Genomic DNA, 20,817 nt, shown 5'->3' with positions numbered 1-20,817 from the left:
CCCTGGGTCACCTCACACAACCGTCGGTCACCCCCACAACCCTCGGTCACCTCCCCCGACCTCACCCGGGATCACACACCCCCTCGCAGAAGCGCTCCACCCTCCCGCTCTCCAAAAACTCCCCGACCTGCGCCCGATACGACTCCAACAGACGCACATCGTTGTGCACGTCATTCTCCTCGGCAGCCACATTGCCCACAGGATGCGCCTCCACCCCCAGATCATAGATCTCATAACCCACCCGCACATCCCCCTCCGCCAACGTCGAGGACTCGACCCGCGGAACCTCCCAGACCTCCTCGACCCCAGGCATCACCTGCGGCACGCCGGCTGCACCCGCAACCCAGCGCGAGACCATATTGGCCACCTGCGAGTCATGCAGCGCCTCCACCACCAGCATCTCCGGCGCTTCGTCCATCCCCTCCAGGCGCTCCTCAAGCAAAAACTCCGCATAGTTCAACGAATCCACCGGATCGAAGATCTGCTGCAACATCGAGACTCCCAGCTGCAGCTCCGCCTGGTTGCGATAGCGCCTGGTAAAAAGCCCCCCCAACGTCGGCCACTGCGCGGCGCGTTGCAACATATGCGACCACCCCCCGCCGGGCACGATCAACGCCCCACGCTTGAGCGCCGGCGATGTACTCATCATCACAAACCCCTGTGTGCCCCCGTTGCTAATTCCCATGTAGGAAATCGCATCGCCATCGAGCGGCCGATACGCCCCCTGCCCGAAATCAACCTCCAGCTCGGCGGCCAGATGATCGCGCAGCATATTATGCACCACCGTAAAATTCGCCTGCGATTGGCGCTGCAGGTCGATCACCCCGGCCAACCCCTGCAACGACTCCGCCGCCAATACCGTTGCCGTATCCGCAAGATCCGCCTCGGCAAAGCCGTAAAAACGCGTGGTCACCGCCGCCATCTCCCACTGCTCTAGCCCATCAAAGAGGTTCGACCAGGTCGACTCTTCGATCGCGCTGAAGAACCCGTGCCCAAAGAGCACCACCGGACGCGTCCGATCGACGCTGCGCGGCACCGTCACCAGAAACTCCACAAAACGTCGCTCCACCACCTGCGGTTGCCCCGCCTCATCAAGCACCACCCGGTCGTCCTCATCGAGGAACCAGGGCACCTCCAGCTCCCCGTAAATCAGCGCCCGATCCTCTTCGTACACAACATCATCGAGGCGGTAGTTCGACGCGTCGGCCTCATTCGCAATCCGCTGCATCGCGATCAGGGCCGAGACCACCTCATCGCGATCCCGCACCCGAAAACTCCACGCCTGCACCAGCCCCTCCGCATCGACCTCCATCACCTCCAGCGCCTCCCGCAGCGCATCGCCCCCCCGCGCCACCCAGGCCTCCTCGGCTTCATCAGCCGGCTCCCCGGCCAGCACGCGCGCCAGGGCCTCCGAGCTCGCGTGCTCCGCGCACCCCTCCGAGGTCGCATCGCTCACACAGGCATAGGTTCGCAGCCCCCGCTTTAGCCCCACCACCACCTGCGCTCCAGCCGGGAAGGGCCGATGCGGTCGAATCAAGAGCGTCGCCTCGCTCGGCTCCCGCGCCGTCAAATCCATCTCAGCGAGCACCGGCCAGCGTCGTGCCTCCTCCCCCTCTTCCACCACGACCACCTGCACCAGGCTCTCCTCGCCAAGTGTCGCCCCCCAGTCATCAGCAGCCGGAAGACCCCGCGGGTCGATCCCCCCCTCCAGCCAGGTCACCATCGGAGCCACCCGGCTCGCCCCGCTCCCTCCGAGCAACTCGCCGTCGAAGCCCGCCGGAATCAAAGCCTCGGCCACGCGCACCTCAACGCCATCCTCCCCCTCCACCTGATATTGTGCCGCCGGCCAGGGCAACAACGCATGCCCCCCCTGCCCCATCGCGTTGGCCATCGCCCAGGGATCTTCGGGCTCTTCGCCAACGTCACCAGCATCCTCGCTGACGTCGCCAACATCTCCGGCATCGCCCACATCGTCGCCGACCTCCACATCGGCGGGCTCCACCGGCTCATCCCCTCCGCACCCCGAGACCGCCAACACCAACCCCAGCACCAATCCGCTGTAAATCTTTGAAAATCGTCCCATCACGCCGCTCCCAGATCCCGTCGCGACGCGCACCTACCATCGGTTCACGCCGCCATATCAATCACTTAGCGCCACCCCGGACTCGACCCATCATAGACCGCAAACCACCGGAGTCCCTCTTGCGAACCCGTCAACTTCAAGCCAGAGTTCAAGAGGTCGTGAACGCCACATCCTTTGCTCCCATCTCACCACCGGACACGCCATGAGTCCAGCCCCCTCCATCGACGCCCCCGAAAAACCCAGCCTCCGCGGCCACATCCACTACGCCTCGGCCTTCGCCGCCCTGGGCGCGGGCATCATGCTCGTCATCTTCGCCTCAAGTCCCGAAGCCCGACTGGCCACGGCCATCTACGCCGCCAGCCTGGTCAACCTCCTGGCCACCAGCGCCACCTACCACATCATCAACTGGCCCCCGAAGGAGCGCGCCCGCATGCGCAAGCTCGATCACGCGGCCATCTTCATCCTCATCGCAGGCACCTTCACGCCCATCTGCCTCCTCGCCATGAACGCTGCCGGCGGCAAAGCCCTGCTCATCCTCGTCTGGTCCGGCGCCGCCCTGGGCACCGTCAAAGAGTTTCTGTGGCCACGCGCCCCCAAGTTCATCACCGCCCTGATCTGCGTCCTGCTGGGCTGGACCAGCGTCCCGGCCGTCCCCCGCATCTACGCCGACTACGGCCTCTTCACCGTCGTCCTGATGCTCGGTGGTGGCGTGGTCTTCACCCTCGGCGCCCTGGCCTACGCCCTCAAACGCCCCAACCCCGCCCCCTCCACCTTCGGCTACCACGAGGTCTTCCACACCCTGGTCGTCATCGCCGCCGCCATGCACTTCGCCATGGTCACCATCGTCGCGACCTGACCTACGGTCACTTCCACACATGACCCTCGGTCACCGAAAGACCGCACAGTTGCTGCACCTCACACAACCCTCGGTCGTCAGATCACACGACCCTCGGTCACCGAAAGACCGCACAGTTGCTGCACCTCACACAACCCTCGGTCACCTCCAATCACGACCCTCGGTCGTCTCAACGTCACGACACCCCCGCCCTTTTCACCGTCACGTAACACAACTTCATCACCCCGAATTTGACGATCCCCCCTCCGGCTCCTACCCTTCTGTCGGCCCGCACAACTGCTCGTCCGAGCGCGACCCCGGTGATCGCGCTCCCCCTATGTTGCTGATTCCCCCGCTCTCCCGATGAGGATACGCATGATGTTGGCTCCGCGGACACCCCTCGCCATTACTCTGACCCTCGCCACCCTCGGCCTCGCCGCCTGCGGCACCGACCCCTACATCTCCCCCTACGCGGAGCCCGTCGCCGAAGACGAAAGCGACGACCTCGTACCGGCCGCTCCCGAACTCACCAAAGAGGGGTACGTCATCCTGGGCGATACCCGCTATCGCTCCGTGGCCGACTTCCACCAATCCGATGAGTTTCGCAACAGCGGTCGCCGCTGCGCCACCTCCCACGATATCAGCGCCGCACAACTTCCCCTGAGCAACCGCTCGGCCGCCTCCTGCGGGTATAACTACACCTCCATCAACCCTCTCTACGCTCCCGACGAGATCCTGGAGATCCCCGTGGTCTTCCACGTCATCCAGCGCACAGACGGCACGGGCTACATCTCCGAGTCCCTGATCCGCAGCCAGATCGACGTCCTCAACGAAGACTTCCGCGCCCTGCCCGCCACCCCGGGTCGAAACGGCGTCGACGCCCGCATCCAGTTTGTGCTCGCCAGCCAGGCCCCCGACGGTAGCGCCACCAACGGCATCAACTACCACACCAACAACTCCTGGTTTGTCGACCCGGGCTACGGCGTCACCCCCATGAAGGCCGCCCTGGCCTGGGACCCCGAGCGCTACCTCAACATCTACACCAACGACGCCAGCGGCGCGCTCGGCTACGCCACCTTCCCCCAGACCTCCGCCGGCGACGGCGAAGACGGCGTCGTACTCGCCTGGAACGTCGTGGGCCGAAACGCCCCCCAGGCTGGCATGTTCAACCAGGGCCGCACCGCCACCCACGAGGTCGGCCACTACCTGGGCCTCTTCCACACCTTTCAGGACGGCTGCGGAAGCGCCTCCAGCCCCTACTCCACCGGCGACCTCATCGCTGACACCGTCGCCCACCGCGGCCCCGACTACGAATGCCAGGCTCGCCCCAGCAGCTGCGGCGGCGGCAACAACCCCATCCGCAACTTCATGAACTATACCCCCGACGGGTGCATGACCGGCTTCTCCGAAGAACAGGTCAACCGCATGCGCTGCTCGCTCATCAACTTCCGCGACGAGCTCTTCACCACCGCCGGCAACACCCCGGCGCTCCCCCCCGAGGCCGACTTCACCGGCAGCGTCAACGAGCTCACCGTCACCTTCTCCGACCAGAGCGCAGCGGGCGACTCCAACATCACCTCCTGGCTGTGGAACTTCGGCGACGGGCAGTCTTCCAGCCAGCCCTCCCCCACCCACACCTACGCCACCGCGGGCCAATACACCGTCACCCTCACCGTAACCGACGCCGACGGCGACACCGACTCCGCCTCGGCCTCCGTCACCGTCAACGCCCCGACCCAACCCCAACCCTCCGACGCCCTGATCGACGGACAGCCCCGCACCAACTTAAGCGGTGCCGCCGGTTCCCAGCGCTTCTTCTACATCGACGTCCCCGAGGGCACCGAAAACCTCCGCATCGAGTCGGCCTCCGGCTCCGGTGACGCGGATCTCTACCTGCGCTTCGGCAGCCGCCCCACCGAGTCGACCTACGACTGCCGCCCCTACGAGTCCGGTAACAACGAGGTCTGCACCATCGACAACCCCCAGGCGGGCCGCTGGCATGTGATGCTCGACGCCTACCAGCCCTACCAGGGCCTCACCTTGAGCGCCGATCTCACCGAGGCTCCCTCGCAAACCCCCGGCCCCTCGCCCGAGCCCACCGTCGCCGAGCTCACCGACCTCTCCGCCGGCTCCGGCCAACAGCTCCGATACACCATTGAGCTCCCCCAGGGACTGCAGTCGGCCACCTTTGAGACCATCGGCGAAAACGGCGACGCCGACCTCTACCTGCGCCTCGGCCAGGCCCCCACCACCTCCACCTTCGACCACCGCCCCTTCCTCTACGGCAGCAACGAGTCGGTCACACTCGAAAACCCGCAAAGCGGCGAGTGGCACATCCTGATTAACGCCTACGAGGGCTTTAGCGACCTCACCCTTCGTGTGACCTACGAATAACCACACCTCAGCACCTCACACACCGAGAGCCACGTCCCCGGCGACGTGGCTCTCGTCATTTCTTGCCTTCCCATTCGCACTTCCCCCGTCTCAAAACGACCCTCGGTCGGCTCGCAACCGCATAATTACTCAACATCCCGCAACCCACGGTCGGCTCGCAACCCAACCCTCGGTCGGCTCGCAACGCGACCCTCGGTCATCTCCCCACGCAACCCTCGGTCGGCTCCCTACGCAACCCTGGGTCGTCCCTCACCCGCATAATCACCTAACATCCCGCGACCCTCGGTCGGCTCGCAACGCGACCCTCGGTCATCTCCCCACGCGACCCTCGGTCGGCTCGCAACGCAACCCTCGGTCGTCCCTCACCCGCATAATCACTCAACATCCCGCGACCCTCGGTCGGCTCGCAACGCGACCCTCGGTCGTCTCCCCACGCGACCCTCGGTCGGCTCGCAACGCAACCCTGGGTCGTCCCTCACCCGCTTAATCACCCAACATCCCGCGACCCTCGGTCGGCTCGCAACGCGACCCTTGGTCGTCTTCCAACCCAACCCTCGGTCACGTCGTAGCCGACGCCCCATGATCCCTTCAGCCATGCGCCGTTACATCATCTTACGCCCTCGCCTCTTGAGATCTCCTACAACATCCTCCACCATCGATCTCAGACTTTTCGTCTCACAACTCGCCGATCCCCCAACCTGATCGTTGAACGGGCAGGAGCAATGTATGTTGAATTCACGCGCTCTCCTCACCTTATGCGCTGTGCTCTCACTCACCCTCACCCCTCTGGGATGCTCAGATGATGTGACCGACAGCGACACCGGCACCGGCACCAGCGCCGACTCCGGCGACCCGGGTGACTCCGGTGACCCCGACGCCACGCCTGATGCCTCCGGCGACGCCGACGCCACGCTTGATGCCTCCGGCGATCCAGACACCACGCCCGATGACTCCGGCGACCCCGACACGGACTCCGGCCCCACCACGCCGACTGAGCCCGTCGACGATCCCGACCGCTTCGCCTGTGCCGGCGAATACCAGCTCATCTGCGACGACGTCTGCACCAGCCCCAAGACCGACCCGGACAACTGCGGCGGATGCGGCATCACCTGCGGCGAAAATGAAGCCTGCTCCGGCGGCTTCTGCCTCGAAGAATGTCGCCCCGGCGAAAACGTCTGCGATCGCGAGTGCGTCGACTTCCGAACCGACAACACCAACTGCGGTGGCTGCGGCATCACCTGCGGCGAAGGCGAAGGCTGCGTCGAGAGCGCCTGCGTCCCCGCACTCGCCTTCGACGAGCCCGCATTCTGCGCCGGCGGCGGCCCCCCGGTCCGTTTTGATGAGGTCAACGACGACCTCTGCTCCGGCGATGTCGCCGAAGAGACCTTCCGCTGGGCCATGTGCATCTGCAGCGACGCCCGGTTCACCGCAGGCCTCGCCACCGACGCCTTCGACAGCCGCGAAGGCCCCTACCTCCCCGGCTCCCTCGGCGGCAGCGTCGGCGCCAACAGCGAGCTCAACACCAACAGCACCGTCGACATCGGCGGCTCGGTCTGGGTCGGCCCCAACGGCTCCCTGGGTTGGAACGCCGCCCAGAATGACATCCGCGGTGAGCTCCACGTCGGCGGCGTCTCAGCCAACTCCTCCAACACCACCACCGTCGCCGAGAACGCCTACATCGCCCAGAACATCTCGGGCTCCTTCGCAATCGACAAACGCCTGACCATCCCCGACTCCGGCACCATCGGCGGCGGGGTCTCCTACGGAGAGCTCGTCCGCGCCCCGGTCTCCGTGCCCTCCCCCTGCGGCTGCGAAGAAGACGAGCGCGTCCCCGTCGAATCCCTCGTCGCCCGCCGCGCCACCTTCAACGACAACGACGTCATCGGCCTTGAGCCCGACGCCATGATGGACGGCTCGGTGCGCCGCCTCGAGCTCCCCTGCGGCCAGTACTACCTCGACGGCATCAACACCGGCGGAGAAGTCGTCATCCATTCCACCGGCCGCTCGGCGATCTTTATCGGCGGCGACATCAACGCCGGCCGCCTCGTCATCAAAGCCGACCCCGACGCCGAACTCGACGTCTTCATCGACGGCGCCATCAACGCCTCCGGCATGGAGCTGGGCTCGCCGAACTACCCGGCCAACACCCGCTTCTACATCAGCGGGGAGCGCCTCCAGATCACCAGCGACGTGCTCGTCGGCGGCTTCATCTACGTCTACCCCGGCCGCGTCCAGATCGTCGACAACGTCGAGATCTTCGGGGGCATCTTCGCCAACGAGGTTCAGATCACCGCCCCGGTCTCCGTCCATTACGATCGCCAGGTGCAGCGCTCCGGCGAGGTCTGCGAGATCCCCGTCGAAGACCCCGACCCGGATCCCGACCCCGCCGACCCCAACCCCGACGCCGGGGACACCGACCCCGATCCCGAAGACGGCGGCACCGATCCCGATCCTGACGCCGGGGACACCGACCCGGACCCCGATCCGGAGCCGGTCTGCTCCAGCCTCGATGAGGCCTGCTCCTCAAGCAGCGACTGCTGCGCCCCGCTGAGCTGCGAGGAAGGCTTCTGCGGCACGGCCGCCTGTCGCACCGCCACCCAGTCCTGCGTCTACAACAGCGACTGCTGCAGTGGCATGTGCGCCCGCTCCGGCGACAGCGGCATCTGCATCGTCGGCTAACCCCCGACGCCTTCCCATCCACGTCGTACCAACGCCGCGAGCCGCGCTCTCCCAGGAGCGCGGCTCGCGGCGTTTTGCCCCATGCTGGCCCGGACTTGCGGCCCCCCGCGACACAACCCCAAATCGCACCTCAGCCGCATGAATACTCAACCTCCTGCGACCCTGGGTCATCCGAACACGCGTCCCTGGGTCATCCGAACACGCGTCCCTGGGTCGTCCATACACGCGTCCCTGGGTCGTCCTCTCCCCCTGGATTTCGTTCATCTCCAAACGACCCGGGATCACACCTCAACCGCATAAACACACAACATCTCGCGACCCACGGTCGCTCATCTGCCCCCTCACGCATCCCCCGCCCCAACACCCCGACAACAAAAAACCCACGCCCGAATCCGGACGTGGGTTCCACTTCAAACCACCTTCTATACCTCCTGAATGCGTCTCAGAGGCGGTTGCCATTCGCACTCAACGTCAACGTCCCGTTGGGCGATGAGAGCGTCGCGTTCAACGTAAAGATATCTCCCACTACCGTGCCGTTCCCCTGGGCCGTCACCGAAAACGCGTTGCCGTTCTCATCGGTCAGGCTCACGCTCTGCGAGTCGATCGAAAACGACGTATCGCCCTGAATCGTCGCCCGCAGATTTCGCATATCCGAGACCGTCACCAGCAAGTCAGCCGTCGTCCCCGCCGTCACGACGATATCGGCCGTGAACGTCGGGGAGCCCGAGCCACTCAGCGTCGCCGTCCCCTGGTAGGTCCCTACAAAATGATCGGTGTTGGGCTCATCCTCAGCCACCTCGCCACACCCGGCAGCAAGCATCAACGTCCCCATCATCACCATCACGAGAAGCCGACTCTGCAAACCTTCCATACGCATACCTTTCCCCACTGAAAGTCGCGCCAACCGCACCCGAGGCGGCTGACAAGGTTGACCACGTTGTGTTTCGATACCTTAGCGTTAGCCAACTCCCCTCAGGTCGTCAACTCCGACCAGGCGCCGCGCCCTCCTGCCTGTGCGATACGTCCCGGTCGTTTCGCTCCGGGCGTCACAGAGCGCAATGACCCTGGGTCGCCGAGCACCCGCATAAACACACAACCTTTCGCATCCCCCGCGCATCGAAGCGCCCCCCGACGCCATCCTCAACGCCCCCTCCTCTCCCGCCCCCCTCGCTCCCTCGACCTCCTCCGCCAGCATGGTACATTGGCGCTCCGCCCCCACGCGCACAACCTCTGCCCACCGACCGCGATGCTAACCATGGCCCCTCCCACGTCCCGCCCACGCGCCCCTCTCCTGACCTTGCCGGCCCTGCTCGCCAGCATCGCCCTGCTCACCGCCTGCGAGCGCAACACCATCACCACCGCCGAGGAGCCCCCGCGCCCCGCCACCTCCCTCTTCCTGATGTCCGCCGAACACGCCTGCGCGCTGGCCTCCGACGGCCAGGTCTGGTGCGCCGGCGCCAACGCCGCCGGACAACTCGGTGACAACACCTATACAACCCGCGCCGAACTCCAACCGGTCGAGGGCCTCCAAGACGCCGCCGGCCTCGCCATCTCCCCCCTTCACAACAGCTGCGCCTGGGACACCGAGGCTGCCCTCTGGTGCTGGGGCGGAAACGAAAGCGGCCTGCTCGGCCCGGCCACCGAAGCCGACAATAGCCCCATGCCCGTGCGCATCGCCGAGCTTCCCCCGGTCACCTCCGCCACCCTGGGCGCCTACCACGCCTGCGCCCTGACCACCGACGCTCAGGTCTTCTGCTGGGGCGAAAACCGCCGCGGGCAACTCGGCCGGGGCGCGGCCTCCCCGCCGGATCCCACCCCGCAGCGCGTTCAACTCGACGAGAAGGTCATCGCTCTGACCGCCGGCCTGGAGCACACCTGCGCGCTCACCGAGACCGGCGAGGTCTTCTGCTGGGGCCATAACCGACACGGCGCCCTGGGCACCACCACTGAAGGCGACATCGCCCCCGCCCCGCGTAAACTGCAACTCTCCGAGCCTGCGCACGCCATCGCCGCGGCCGGCTACCACAGCTGCACGGTCACCGGCCCCGAACGCACCCTGACCTGCTGGGGCGACAACACCTTCGGTCAGCTTGGCCTGGGCGACCGCCTCCCCCGCGCCGAGCCCACCCCCATCCCCGGTGCCATCGCCCTGGCCGAGCTCGCCACCTCCGGCGCAGCCGTCTGCTTCCGCAACATCGACGCCACCGTCTTCTGCGCCGGCGGCCCGCCCGACGCCCCCGCCGAACTCGCCACCCGCTTCAACGCCACCCCCCTCCTCTCCCGAACCCGCGCGATGCACGGAGCCATGGGCGGCATCTGCGGCATCGAGGGCGACCATCAGATCGCCTGCCGCAAACTCGAGAACGCCACCGACTAATCGTTTTATTTATCCCCCCTCGCAACCGACCGTGGGTCACGTCACACCCGCATAAACAGGGCACATCCGCCAACCCACGGTCATCCCCCTACCCCGCTGCATCCCCCGGTACCACCACGATCCTCGGTCATCTTTTGATTTTATAATGGCTCGCGATCACACGACCCTGGGTCACCCCAATACACACCACCCAGTCATTCTTTAAACGCTTGAATTCACGACCCTCGGTCGCCTCCCTACACGACCCTCGGTCATGTTTTGACCTCCCTCCAACACGACCCTCGGTCGTCTCACAACCGCATACGCACTCGCTCTTAAGCGACCCTGGGTCATCCCAAAACACGACCCTCGGTCATGTTTTGACCTCCCTCCAACACGTCCCTCGGTCGTCTCACAACCGCATACGCACTCGCTTTTACGCGACCCCGGGTCACCCCAAATACACAACCCTCGGTCACACCCAAACACAACCCTCGGTCATCTTCCGACCCCATATGGGCTCGCGATCACACAACCCTCGGTCACACCCGAACACGACCCTCGGTCATCTTTCGACCCCATATTGGCTCGCAATAGCGCGACCCTCGGTCACACCCAAACACAACCCTCCCCCCCAACCGCACCATCACGCCCTGAGCAAAAGATCCTCGCGCACCCTCCGCCCCACCTCCTCCAACATCTCCCGCGCCCCACTACGCCCGACCTCCTGCTCGCGCACCGCCCCAAAAATCCGAATTCCCTCCAACCCCTCAAACCCCACCCGTCGTAACTCCCCCCGATCCACCCAGTGGCGAGCCGCCACGTCCGGCAACACCGTCACGAACCTCCCGCTCCGACACACCTCCACGTTCGTCGTCAACAACGTGATCTGCATCCCCACTCGCCGCGCCACATCCACCGGCCAACCGTCCATCACCTGACCGCTATCGCCCACCTGCGGCACCGAGAAGGGCCACCTCAACAGCTCCTCCTCCCCCACCTCCTCCGCCCGCTCAAAAAGCGGATGCCCCTGACCGCAATACACCGACGCCCCAATCCGACCCAACTCCCGGACCTCCACCCCCGGCGCGCTCAACCCCTCGTAATAAAACGCCACATCCAGCTCCCCGCGCCAGAGCTTCTCATTGGCCTCCCGCGGCCGGTGATTCTCCAGCATCGGCAAGAGCTGCGGATACCGCGCGCTCAACGCCAGCGCCGCCGGCAACACAAAAGAGTTGGTCAACACCCCCAACGAGCCCACCCTCAACCTCCCGCCGACTCCCTCAACCTGCACCTCCTCCACCACCCGGCTCAGCCCCCCCATCGCCTCCTGCACCGCCGCCAACAGCTGCTCGCCAGCCGTATTGAGCACCAGCCTCCGCCCCACCCGGTTGAACAGTTCCACCTCCAGGTGCTCCTCCAACAGCCGCACCGTCCGCGAGAGCGCCGGCGCGCTCACATGCAGACGCGCCGCCGCCGTCGGCAGATGCTCCGCCTCGGCCACCGCCCGAAACGCCGGCAACCAGTTCCAGATCGCCTCCAGACTCACCCCCGCCCACACACCTCCAGCTCCCTCGACCACGCGTTCACCTCCCTCTCAAATCCAGCGACGACAAATCATAAACCAATCCTGAACAACACATCAAAAACATTCAAATTTTATTCAGACCATCTCTTCCGCACACTCATCTTCAGACGCAACCAACCCGCGCGCTCCCCCGGAGACGTCGCCCGCCTGGAGATCCCGCCATGAACCCCTCGCCAGCCGCACACATCGCCGCCCTCACCCTCCTCGCAGGCCTCGCCGCCTGCGGCCCCGCCCCCTTGCCCCCATCCCCCGACACCGACTGGAGCCTCGACGAGCCCGCCACGCCCGCCGCACCGACCTGCCTCCCTCAACCTGAAACGAGCAGCCTGCAGCCGCCGCCCGAGTTCACCGGCAGCCTGCCCGACTGTCAGATGCCCGCGCTCCCGGGAGACTTCTTCCCGGCGGTGACCTGCGATGAGCACTCCCTGACGCTCGTCAACATCTTCGGCACCACCACCTGGCACTTCGCCGACCCGCAGGGCAGCCGCATCGTCCACATCGAATTTCAAGACGCCCTCGCCGACGACGAAGTCACCGTGGCGCGAACCTGGACCTTCGACGACCGGGAGCGCCTCATCCACGAGTCCCAGGTCCTTACGCGCTTCGTTGGCCCCCCTCAGATCACCGAGCTCACCCACACCTACGAGGACGATCGCCTCATCCGCATCGAACACCTCAACGACAACGCGCTCACCCGCACCCTCTTCGACTACGACGAGCAGGGACGCCTCACCCGCGCCGCCCGCACCTTCCCCGACAACGCCGACAACGCCGACGAAGTCGCCTCCTGGACCTACCTCAACGGCCGCCCCACCGAGCTGATCCGCGAGCGCAACAACGAGCCCCTGGTTCACATCCGCTGGACCTTCTCCCCCGAAGGACACCTTCAATCGATGCACGTCGACGCCGACGTCACCTCACCGGCACCGGCCGCTCTCGACGCCTACGCCCACCACCCCGACTGGCCCCACTTCATCGGCACGCCCTCCAACAACGGCGCCTGGTCCCCCCGGCAATCGTCCGACGAGCCCTGCGCGCCACTCCCCACCTCGCTGACCTACGGTTACCCCGAAGCCGACGAGGTCTACACCCTGCTCGGGCCCGCACAAACCCTGGAGCTCTTCCACGTCTCCACCGCCTACCAGGGCTACGGCCTCTTTCTGCGCTTTGGCCTCGACCACTGGGTCGGCCACGACGGCGCAGGCTACGCCTGGCCTGCCGCCATAGAACCCGGCGACCACTGGCAGACCTCCCGCCATTTTGACGCCTCCGGCCACATGGTCCGCGAAGAGCTTCTGCGCTTTAACGAGGGCCAACGCATCGAGCGCGCCGAACGCCGACGCGAACATCAAGACGGCCGCATCCTCTCCGACCACCTGGATCGCACCCTCACCGCCGACGCCCGCACCCTCCCCACCCGCACGCTAAACTTCGACTACCACGCTGACGGCCGACTCGCCGCCCGCACCCTGACCTCGGCCGATGGCACCACCCTCCAGCGCGCCAGCTGGCATTGGGAAAACAATCGCCTCACCGAACACCATGTCGATTCTCAGCTCGATCAACCCCACCCCGCCGACGCCTCCTACCGCCTCGACGACACCACCGAAGCCCTCCCCACCGGACGCTTCACCCTCGGCGATACCGAACATCACTACTGGCTCGGCCACACCTCACCACCGCAGGAATTCACCCAACCCATCCAGACCCCATAACGCCCCCTCCTCCCATGACCCTGGGTCACCTCTCACCCGCATAAATACGCCACCCGAGACGACCCTCGATCACCCGGATTCATGACCCACGGTCATTCAAAAACTCGACCCTGGGTCACCTCTCACCCGCATAAATACGCCACCCGAGACGACCCACAGTCACCCGGATTCACGACCCACGGTCATTCAAAAACTCGACCCTGGGTCACCTCTCACCCGCATAAATACGCCACCCGAGACGACCCTCGGTCACCCGGATTCATGACCCACGGTCATTCAAAAACTCGACCCTGGGTCACCTCTCACCCGCATAAATACGCCACCCGAAACGACCCACGGTCAAAAAAACCTCGACCCACGGTCACCCTCACTCCCCATCACAACTGCCCCGCCTCCCACGACCCACGGTCACCTCTCACCCGCATAAACACAGCGCCTTCCCCAACCCCCGGTCATCCCCCTACCCCGCTGCATCCCCCGGAAGCTCCCTTCATCTCCCGCACTTGCCCTCGCCATGACTCGTCCCCACGTTCAACGCGCTCACCCTCTCCCCCCTACTGCGGAGCGCGCCCATGCACCCTCTTCACCCCTTTCGAAATATGCGAAATATCTTCCTCGCCAGCGTGTTTCTTGTCTGCGCCTCCACCTCCACCTCCGGCGCGGACGAGGAGCCCGCACCTCCCCCTCCCTACACCGACCCCGGGGAGGGCGTCCCCGAACCCGGCGTCGACGAAGACCCCGCCGAACACGAACCCGACCCCGACCACCCCATGGAAGTCGAGCCCCTTGAGGGCCCCTGACCCCCTCCCCACCAGGCCTGCCGATGTACCGCTCGCCAGCACCCTCCCTCGCCATCCTCCTTCCCCTGGCGATGCTGCTCTTGAGCCCCACCCTGGGCGCATGCGCCACCGCCTCACCCGCCGGCGCCCAATCCGAGCAAAGCGCCGAAGAGCCCACCAAAAAACGCCGGCGCTTCTACGACCCCTGGGGCCAGCCCTACGAGGAGAACACCCCCGACGACTCCCCGCCCCCGGTCGAATACGAGGAGTCCGACGAGCTCTGAGCTCGCTGCGCCGCGTTCAATCCTCGATCCCGTACTCCTTCATCCGCCGCCATAACGTGGTGCGGCTGATCCCCAGCGCTCTCGCCGCCTCCTCCCGGCTGCCTCCGGCCGCACGCAGCGCCGCCACGATCTCCTGGCGCTCACTGCGCCCGCTCTCCCCTCCACCGCGCTCCAGCTCCCGACTGTCCACCGGGCCCTCCCCGCGCAGCTCCGGCGGAAGATCCCCGTACGCCAACACCTCTCCCTCCCCCACCACAAAGGCGTACTCGATCACATTGCGCAGCTCCCGCACATTGCCCGGCCAGCGGTAACTCTGCAGCGCCTCAAACGCCTCCTCGCTCAACCCCTCAATGCGCCGGGGCATCCCATCCCGCGCGTTGAACTCCTCGATAAAATGCCACACCAGAAGCTCAATATCGCCCGCTCGCTCCACCAGCGGCGGCAAAAAGATCGGCACCACGCGCACCCGGTACATCAGATCTTCGCGAAAGCGCCCCTGCTCCACCTCCCGACGCAGCGCCTTATTCGTCGCCGAGATCAGCCGCACATCCACCTTCACCGCATCAGTCCCTCCTACCGGCACAAAGCGCTGCTCCTGGAGCACCCTTAATAGCCGGGCCTGCACCTCCAGCGGAATCTCGGCGATCTCATCGAGAAACACGCTCCCCCCGTCGGCCAGCGCAAAGAGCCCTCGCCGATCTTTAACCGCCCCGGTAAACGCCCCCCGCACATGCCCGAAGAGCTCGCTGGCCAAAAGCTCCGAGTTAAAGCTCGCGCAGTTCACCGCCCGAAACGCCTTGCCCTGTCGCGGGGAGAGCTCGTGAATCGCCCGGGCCACAAGCTCCTTACCCGTGCCCGTCTCCCCGCGCACCAGCACGCTCACATCGGCCCGCGCCACCCGCTCCAACAACCCGAAGAGCTCCTCCATCTGAGGCGCTCCGCTGATCATCCCGAAAAAGTTTCTCCCCCGTCGCTGCGGCCTCTTGATCATCCTCTCCTCTCCAGCCTCTCCTACCAGGTTTCACGCGTGTTGCATCCGTTGCACCACGTTTCGTTTCAACATTTAAACGATTTCGAAACAATAGTGGAACAAAAATCCCCTCCCACACCTTCATTTTCTCAGGCGGATCCCCGAATCACCGCATAGAATAAGCACATACGTGTTTTTCGCGCATATTGGCACGCATCTGGCAAATGGTAGAGTTCGACAACGCCTCGACGGCGAAAACACCCAACTCGGAGGTTTCGCATGACTATCAAAACCCAGCCTTTCTACGACGCGCGTACCAACACCCTGACCTACGTCGTCTACGATCCCCAGACCCGCGACGCCGTGCTCATCGATCCGGTCCTCGACTACGAACCCCACGCCTCGGCGATGTGGACCGAGTCGGCCGACCGCGCCGTCAACTTCCTCAAAGAGCACAAGCTCACCCTCCATTATATCCTGGAGACCCACGCCCACGCCGACCACCTCTCCGGCGCCCAGCACGTCAAAGTGCACTTCCCCAAAGCTCGCCTGGCCATCGGCGCCCGCATCACCGAGGTTCAACAGATCTTCAAAAAGGTCTACAACCTCCCCGACGACTTCCCCACCGACGGGCGCCAGTTCGATGTGCTGCTTGAAGAGGGCGAGGTGCTTGAGGCCGGCTCGCTGAAGGTCGAGACCATCTACACCCCCGGGCACACCCCGGCCTGCTCCACCTACCACATCGGCGACGCCATCTTCACCGGCGACACCATCTTCATGCCCGACTTCGGCACCGGCCGCTGCGACTTCCCCGGCGGCTCCAGCCAGGCCCTGCACCACTCCATCACCGAAAAGCTCTACAAACTCCCCGATGAGACGCGCGTCTTCGTCGGCCACGACTACCAGCCCGGCGGCCGCGAGGTGCAGTTCATGAGCACCATCGCCGAGCAAAAGGCCCACAACGTGCAACTCCCCGAAGGGCGCTCCCAGGCCGACTTCATCACCATGCGCGACTCCCGCGATAAGACCCTCTCGGCGCCGAAGCTCCTCTTGCAGAGCCTGCAGGTCAACATCGACGCCGGCTCCCTGCCCCAACCCGAAGACAACGAGAAGCGCTACCTGCGCATCCCCGTCAACGCCTTCCGCCCGGCCTCCACGCCGGACGCCGACCTGACCCTCGAGGAGGTCTGATTCATGGAAACGATGTTCACCCCCATCACCGCCGCCCTCGGCGGTGTGCTCATCGGCCTGGCCGCCACCCTTCTTCTGGCCACCGAGGGGCGCATCGCCGGCATCAGCGGCATCCTCTCCGGGCTCTTCAGCAAAGACTCCGAGCGCCTGGGGCCGCTTCCCTGGCAGGCCCTCTTTGTCGGCGGCATGGTCGCTGGCGGCATCCTCCTGGCGCTCTTCTTCCCTCAGTTTGTCACCACCGAGGTTGACTTAAGCGCCGGATGGCTCGTCGCCGCCGGACTGCTCGTCGGCGTGGGCACCCGCGTCGGTAACGGCTGCACCAGCGGCCACGGCGTCTGCGGCCTCTCCCGCTTCTCGGCCCGCTCGCTCGTGGCCACCCTCTCCTTTATGGCCGCCGGCTTTTTGACCGTCTTCATCACCCGCACCCTCGGACTGGGAGTCTTCGGATGATTCGTCACCTCGTTATCGCCCTCTCGGGCTTTATCTTCGCCATCGGCCTGGGCGTCGCCGAGATGACCCGCCCCGAAAAGGTCATCGCCTTTCTCGATCTTTTCGGCGAATGGGATCCTTCGCTCGCATTCGTCATGGGCGGAGCGGTGCTGGTCTACGCCATCACCTTTCCCATCATCAGCAAACGCGACCGCCCCTTCTTCAGCCCGCGCTTCTACCTGCCCGAACGTCGCGATCTCGACAAACGCCTCATCATAGGTGGCGCCCTCTTCGGCATCGGCTGGGGCCTTGGCGGCTTCTGCCCCGGCCCGGCGCTCACCGGGGCTGCCGCCGGTCTAACTTCGGCGTTTATCTTCGTGCCGGCCATGCTCATCGGCATCCTCATCGCCGACCGCTTCCTGCAACCCAAAACGGCCTGATGCTCTCGCTTCGCCCCATAGGGCGAGCGCATGAACACGATAAAGCCCGCGACCTCCCCACAGGTCCCGGGCTTTTCTTTTCACCTCCACCATCTGGCATAGCCTTTGCTAGTTAATCACGGCATACGCCGGTGGCCCCTCCTCACTGGCTCTGCAAATCAATGTTTTGACGACGCCATCTCGGAGCACACCATGATCAGCCATCCCAACTGCTGGCTTCCCATCGCCCTCGCCATCACGATCTTCGCAGGCTGCGCCGAAGACGCTGAACCCACCTTAAAAACCTTCGAGAACGAGGGCGATGTCTGCCTCAACCGCTTCAGCTTCGATGACCAGAGCGCCATTGAGGCCGAGGCTCCCATCGAGGTGATCGTCGAGCTTCCTGTCTGCCTCTCATCGAGCTGTTCCTCAGACGCTCAGGCCACCTGCGAGGTCGAGCTCGACGCGGCCACCAACACCATCACCCTCACCTCCCAGGGCTCCTACCTGGACACCAGCGTTGTCGATGGCACCTGCACCGCCGACTGCGGCCTGCTGCACGCCGAGTGCGAGATCCCCGCCCTGCCCGAAGGCCAGTACACCCTGACCCACGGTCAGACCACCTACACCTTCGAGGTCCCCTCCCAGCCCGAGGGTTGTCTGCAAGCCGATGCGTCCTGAGCCCGACGCAACCTCAATCTTCTGAGCCTCCCCGCACACATTTCTGAAGGATCCCCCCATGCTCTACGCTCGCCGCATCGCCCTGAGCCTGCTCGCCATTCCCCTCATCGCCGCCTGCAGCCAGGCCGACGACGAACCCGAACGCGTCTCCTTTGAAAACGAAGGCACCGTCTGCCTGCACCTGGCCGACGACCCGCAGGACTACAGCGAGCGCGAGATCCCCTCCCTCAGCGTCACCCTGCCGGTCTGCCTCTCCTCAAGCTGCTCCAAAGAGCCCCAGGCCAGCTGCCAGGCAAACGTCGAGGGCACCACCATCACCCTCACCTCCAGCGCCTCCTACCTCGACTACAGCGTGACGATGCGCGCCTGCACCGAAGACTGCGGCCAGCTCCAGGCCACCTGCGCCATCCCCGCCCTCGAGCCCGGTGAATACACGGTGGTCCATGGCGAGGAGAGCTTCACCTTGCAGGTCGACGGCGAGCAGGAACCCACCGTCTGCCATGGCGAGCAGTACTTTTAACAACCCCATCGACCGGCATCTCAACGACCCTGGGTCATCTCGACCAACGACCCTGGGTCATCTCGACAAACGACCCTGGGTCATCGGATCGAACGACCCTGGGTCATCGGATCGAACGACCCACGGTCGCCTCTCACCCGCATAGATACCGGGGATCAGACGACCCTGGGTCATCTCGACAAACAACCCACGGTCACCTCTCACCCGCATATTTACTGGCGATGACGCGACCCACGGTCATTTCCCCCCGGCGATGATCTGAGCTCAGCGTTTACGCACCGCCGCGCCCGTCGAGAGCATGATCAGCACGTTGGAATCTTCCGGCTCAATGCGCTCGGTGTGGCTCTGCTCCAGGTACACGAACTGACTGGTGCGCTCCTCGGGAAGGTACTCGGTAAGCTCGGCCGGGATCACGTAGCGCCCGTTGTCGGCGACCTCACACACGATCGTCACATGCGAGCCATCCGCACCACGCGCGTCCACATCCAGGCGCACCTCCGAGGCGTCCGGGTTGGGCGTCCAGCTCAGCACCATCTCCTCACCCGGAGCGATGGGGTCGTGGGTAAAGTCGGCAGGTGCGATCGTCTGGATAGTGCGGTCAAAGGCCGGAAACTCCGCCTCAACCTCCCCCTCGGTCCCCGCTGAGACCACCCGCAGCTCCGCCTCCCGCTCAAACACAAATTGCGGGTTCAAGCCCTGGGGCGGCGAGTAGCAGGAGCCGTACTCGCTGGGAGAAAAGGGCGCCGTGCTGACTTCATTGAGCCCAAACACCGTAATCGGACCGGCGTCATAGGCCGTGATCTCCGGCGGCTCCGAGAGCCCTTCGCCATACACCCGGCAGCGCTCTCCCTGGGCCAGCGTCTCGCGCGGCAGACTTCCGTTATTCTCACTGGCGCTGGCGCACACCATCATCCCGCGCATCTCCGAGGCCAGCGCCCCATCCACATAGGACTGCAGATCCTGGGTGTAGACCAGGAGCGTCGGCACCACCTCGCACGCCCCACTGGTCTTGTTGGCCCGCTGCCCCGACGGGCAATCATCGGGCACCACCACATCGCCGGCGTCGTCTTCCACATCGGCATCGGTCCCGGCGTCGTCTTCGACGTCCGCATCCGGGTCGGCGTCCTCGTCGGCATCCTCGGTCGGATCGGTATCTTCGCCCGCATCCTCAACGCCCCCATCGCCGGCGTCCCCGCCCACGTCGGCAACATCGCCCACATCCTCCCCGCTCACGTCGTCCTGGCCCACCTCGCCATCACCACAGCCGGCCACCATCACCGCGCCGCTCAACACCGCGGCCATCCACCACATCTTCTCTCGCATCCTCTACTCCGCGCGTTTTCTTCAAAAGTTGGTCGCCCCCCCACGTCGGCGCCCAGCTTGCTACGCGCCGGGAAAATGTCAAGCACGCCCCAGACACCGCGAATCCCCCCAAAAACCACACGACCTCAACCGTTTAGCGCCCCAAGACCCAACATGACACCGACGTCCCATTCCTTCCCTCTTACGCTCGCGCTGCACCCGACCCGGGGTGATTTTTTCAACGACCCTGGGTCACCCCCAAACATGACCCTCGGTCATCTCCAACAACGACCCTCGGTCATCCCCAAACACGACCCTCGGTCACCTCCCAACCGCATAAATCCTCGATCTCACGCAACCCTCGGTCATCTCGTTCAACGACCCTGGGTCACCCCCAAACATGACCCACGGTCACCTCACACCTCGACCCTCGGTCACCTCCAATCACGACCCTCGGTCACCTCCCAACCGCATAAATCCTCGATCTCACGCAACCCTCGGTCATCTCCTTCAACGACCCTGGGTCACCCCCAAACATGACCCACGGTCACCTCCAAACACGACCCTGAGTCACCCTCCCTGATCGAAAAAT

At 65.1% G+C, this 20,817-nt stretch carries 17 protein-coding genes; 12 read left to right on the top strand and 5 right to left on the bottom strand.

What is annotated here, in order from left to right; genetic code table 11:
* Nucleotides 1–61 precede the first annotated feature (61 nt).
* On the bottom strand, nucleotides 62–2,083 hold the full coding sequence (locus FRC96_RS22560) for a hypothetical protein (RefSeq protein WP_146972047.1): 2,022 nt from the start codon (nucleotides 2,081–2,083) through the stop codon (nucleotides 62–64).
* Nucleotides 2,084–2,285: 202 nt separating this feature from the next.
* Between FRC96_RS22560 and trhA the strand changes: the two genes are divergently transcribed.
* The 3 genes from trhA to FRC96_RS21600 all read left to right on the top strand — a co-directional run bounded on the left by trhA (nucleotide 2,286) and on the right by FRC96_RS21600 (nucleotide 7,991).
* Complete coding sequence (gene trhA / locus FRC96_RS00280) at nucleotides 2,286–2,939, top strand: PAQR family membrane homeostasis protein TrhA (protein WP_146972046.1); 654 nt, start codon at nucleotides 2,286–2,288, stop codon at nucleotides 2,937–2,939.
* 354 nt (nucleotides 2,940–3,293) lie between these two features.
* Entirely contained in the window at nucleotides 3,294–5,312 is a 2,019-nt protein-coding gene (locus tag FRC96_RS00275; protein WP_146972045.1) for a pre-peptidase C-terminal domain-containing protein, read from the top strand.
* Between the two features lie 726 nt (nucleotides 5,313–6,038).
* Entirely contained in the window at nucleotides 6,039–7,991 is a 1,953-nt protein-coding gene (locus tag FRC96_RS21600; protein ID WP_230469681.1) for a DUF7305 domain-containing protein, read from the top strand.
* 442 nt (nucleotides 7,992–8,433) lie between these two features.
* On the opposite strand, the gene FRC96_RS00265 is transcribed toward FRC96_RS21600, so the two are convergent.
* The gene (locus tag FRC96_RS00265) at nucleotides 8,434–8,868 is read right to left on the bottom strand and encodes a hypothetical protein (protein WP_146972044.1); all 435 of its coding nucleotides are present in this window, start codon (nucleotides 8,866–8,868) and stop codon (nucleotides 8,434–8,436) included.
* 378 nt (nucleotides 8,869–9,246) lie between these two features.
* Here FRC96_RS00265 and FRC96_RS00260 point away from each other — a divergent pair, with 378 nt between their 5' ends.
* Nucleotides 9,247–10,368 (top strand): RCC1 domain-containing protein, encoded by a 1,122-nt coding sequence (locus tag FRC96_RS00260; RefSeq protein WP_230469680.1) that lies wholly within the window; start codon nucleotides 9,247–9,249, stop codon nucleotides 10,366–10,368.
* Nucleotides 10,369–10,993: 625 nt separating this feature from the next.
* Here FRC96_RS00260 and FRC96_RS00255 read toward each other — a convergent pair.
* Nucleotides 10,994–11,929 carry a LysR family transcriptional regulator gene (locus FRC96_RS00255; protein WP_146972042.1) on the bottom strand — a complete coding sequence of 312 codons (936 nt, stop codon included), beginning with the start codon at nucleotides 11,927–11,929 and terminating at the stop codon, nucleotides 10,994–10,996.
* 167 nt (nucleotides 11,930–12,096) lie between these two features.
* Here FRC96_RS00255 and FRC96_RS00250 point away from each other — a divergent pair, with 167 nt between their 5' ends.
* From FRC96_RS00250 to FRC96_RS00240, 3 genes are all read left to right on the top strand, one after another.
* Nucleotides 12,097–13,650, top strand: a complete 1,554-nt coding sequence (locus FRC96_RS00250) for a hypothetical protein (RefSeq protein WP_146972041.1) — start codon at nucleotides 12,097–12,099, stop codon at nucleotides 13,648–13,650.
* A 572-nt stretch (nucleotides 13,651–14,222) separates the two neighbouring features.
* A complete protein-coding gene (locus tag FRC96_RS00245) occupies nucleotides 14,223–14,450 on the top strand; it encodes a hypothetical protein (protein ID WP_146972040.1) in 228 nt (75 codons plus the stop codon).
* Between the two features lie 23 nt (nucleotides 14,451–14,473).
* Nucleotides 14,474–14,713: a hypothetical protein gene (locus tag FRC96_RS00240; protein WP_146972039.1), complete on the top strand. Its 240-nt coding sequence runs from the start codon at nucleotides 14,474–14,476 to the stop codon at nucleotides 14,711–14,713.
* A gap of 16 nt (nucleotides 14,714–14,729) precedes the next feature.
* On the opposite strand, the gene FRC96_RS00235 is transcribed toward FRC96_RS00240, so the two are convergent.
* Complete coding sequence (locus FRC96_RS00235) at nucleotides 14,730–15,704, bottom strand: sigma-54 interaction domain-containing protein (protein WP_146972038.1); 975 nt, start codon at nucleotides 15,702–15,704, stop codon at nucleotides 14,730–14,732.
* 258 nt (nucleotides 15,705–15,962) lie between these two features.
* Here FRC96_RS00235 and FRC96_RS00230 point away from each other — a divergent pair, with 258 nt between their 5' ends.
* The 5 genes from FRC96_RS00230 (at nucleotide 15,963) to FRC96_RS00210 (ending at nucleotide 18,923) form a co-directional block, all read left to right on the top strand.
* Entirely contained in the window at nucleotides 15,963–16,874 is a 912-nt protein-coding gene (locus tag FRC96_RS00230) for an MBL fold metallo-hydrolase (RefSeq protein WP_146972037.1), read from the top strand.
* A gap of 3 nt (nucleotides 16,875–16,877) precedes the next feature.
* Nucleotides 16,878–17,324 (top strand): YeeE/YedE family protein, encoded by a 447-nt coding sequence (locus FRC96_RS00225; protein ID WP_146972036.1) that lies wholly within the window; start codon nucleotides 16,878–16,880, stop codon nucleotides 17,322–17,324.
* Entirely contained in the window at nucleotides 17,321–17,743 is a 423-nt protein-coding gene (locus tag FRC96_RS00220; protein WP_146972035.1) for a DUF6691 family protein, read from the top strand. Before FRC96_RS00225 ends, FRC96_RS00220 begins: the two co-directional genes overlap by 4 nt.
* 192 nt (nucleotides 17,744–17,935) lie before the next feature.
* Nucleotides 17,936–18,403, top strand: coding sequence for a hypothetical protein (locus FRC96_RS00215; protein WP_146972034.1), 468 nt, complete (start codon nucleotides 17,936–17,938; stop codon nucleotides 18,401–18,403).
* 58 nt (nucleotides 18,404–18,461) lie between these two features.
* A complete protein-coding gene (locus tag FRC96_RS00210) occupies nucleotides 18,462–18,923 on the top strand; it encodes a hypothetical protein (RefSeq protein WP_146972033.1) in 462 nt (153 codons plus the stop codon).
* A gap of 264 nt (nucleotides 18,924–19,187) precedes the next feature.
* Here FRC96_RS00210 and FRC96_RS00205 read toward each other — a convergent pair whose 3' ends face one another.
* Nucleotides 19,188–20,246, bottom strand: a complete 1,059-nt coding sequence (locus FRC96_RS00205) for a hypothetical protein (RefSeq protein ID WP_146972032.1) — start codon at nucleotides 20,244–20,246, stop codon at nucleotides 19,188–19,190.
* Nucleotides 20,247–20,817 lie beyond the last annotated feature (571 nt).

Origin of the sequence: Lujinxingia vulgaris, assembly GCF_007997005.1 — a bacterium.
Taxonomy (GTDB): domain Bacteria; phylum Myxococcota_A; class Bradymonadia; order Bradymonadales; family Bradymonadaceae; genus Lujinxingia.
Note: the sequence above shows the minus strand (reverse complement) of the source record. Positions and strands in the feature narration are given on the sequence as shown.

What these genes read in the sequence shown, in the direction of transcription:
- FRC96_RS00215 (WP_146972034.1), top strand. Translation starts at nt 17,936, where the DNA reads ATGATCAGCCATCCCAACTGCTGGCTTCCCATCGCCCTCGCCATCACG.
- FRC96_RS00245 (WP_146972040.1), top strand. Translation starts at nt 14,223, where the DNA reads ATGCACCCTCTTCACCCCTTTCGAAATATGCGAAATATCTTCCTCGCC.
- FRC96_RS21600 (WP_230469681.1), top strand. Translation starts at nt 6,039, where the DNA reads ATGTTGAATTCACGCGCTCTCCTCACCTTATGCGCTGTGCTCTCACTC.
- FRC96_RS00235 (WP_146972038.1), bottom strand. Translation starts at nt 15,704, where the DNA reads ATGATCAAGAGGCCGCAGCGACGGGGGAGAAACTTTTTCGGGATGATC.
- FRC96_RS00275 (WP_146972045.1), top strand. Translation starts at nt 3,294, where the DNA reads ATGATGTTGGCTCCGCGGACACCCCTCGCCATTACTCTGACCCTCGCC.
- FRC96_RS00220 (WP_146972035.1), top strand. Translation starts at nt 17,321, where the DNA reads ATGATTCGTCACCTCGTTATCGCCCTCTCGGGCTTTATCTTCGCCATC.
- FRC96_RS00240 (WP_146972039.1), top strand. Translation starts at nt 14,474, where the DNA reads ATGTACCGCTCGCCAGCACCCTCCCTCGCCATCCTCCTTCCCCTGGCG.
- FRC96_RS00225 (WP_146972036.1), top strand. Translation starts at nt 16,878, where the DNA reads ATGGAAACGATGTTCACCCCCATCACCGCCGCCCTCGGCGGTGTGCTC.
- FRC96_RS00250 (WP_146972041.1), top strand. Translation starts at nt 12,097, where the DNA reads ATGAACCCCTCGCCAGCCGCACACATCGCCGCCCTCACCCTCCTCGCA.
- FRC96_RS00260 (WP_230469680.1), top strand. Translation starts at nt 9,247, where the DNA reads ATGGCCCCTCCCACGTCCCGCCCACGCGCCCCTCTCCTGACCTTGCCG.
- FRC96_RS00205 (WP_146972032.1), bottom strand. Translation starts at nt 20,246, where the DNA reads ATGCGAGAGAAGATGTGGTGGATGGCCGCGGTGTTGAGCGGCGCGGTG.
- trhA (WP_146972046.1), top strand. Translation starts at nt 2,286, where the DNA reads ATGAGTCCAGCCCCCTCCATCGACGCCCCCGAAAAACCCAGCCTCCGC.
- FRC96_RS22560 (WP_146972047.1), bottom strand. Translation starts at nt 2,083, where the DNA reads ATGGGACGATTTTCAAAGATTTACAGCGGATTGGTGCTGGGGTTGGTG.
- FRC96_RS00265 (WP_146972044.1), bottom strand. Translation starts at nt 8,868, where the DNA reads ATGCGTATGGAAGGTTTGCAGAGTCGGCTTCTCGTGATGGTGATGATG.
- FRC96_RS00230 (WP_146972037.1), top strand. Translation starts at nt 15,963, where the DNA reads ATGACTATCAAAACCCAGCCTTTCTACGACGCGCGTACCAACACCCTG.
- FRC96_RS00210 (WP_146972033.1), top strand. Translation starts at nt 18,462, where the DNA reads ATGCTCTACGCTCGCCGCATCGCCCTGAGCCTGCTCGCCATTCCCCTC.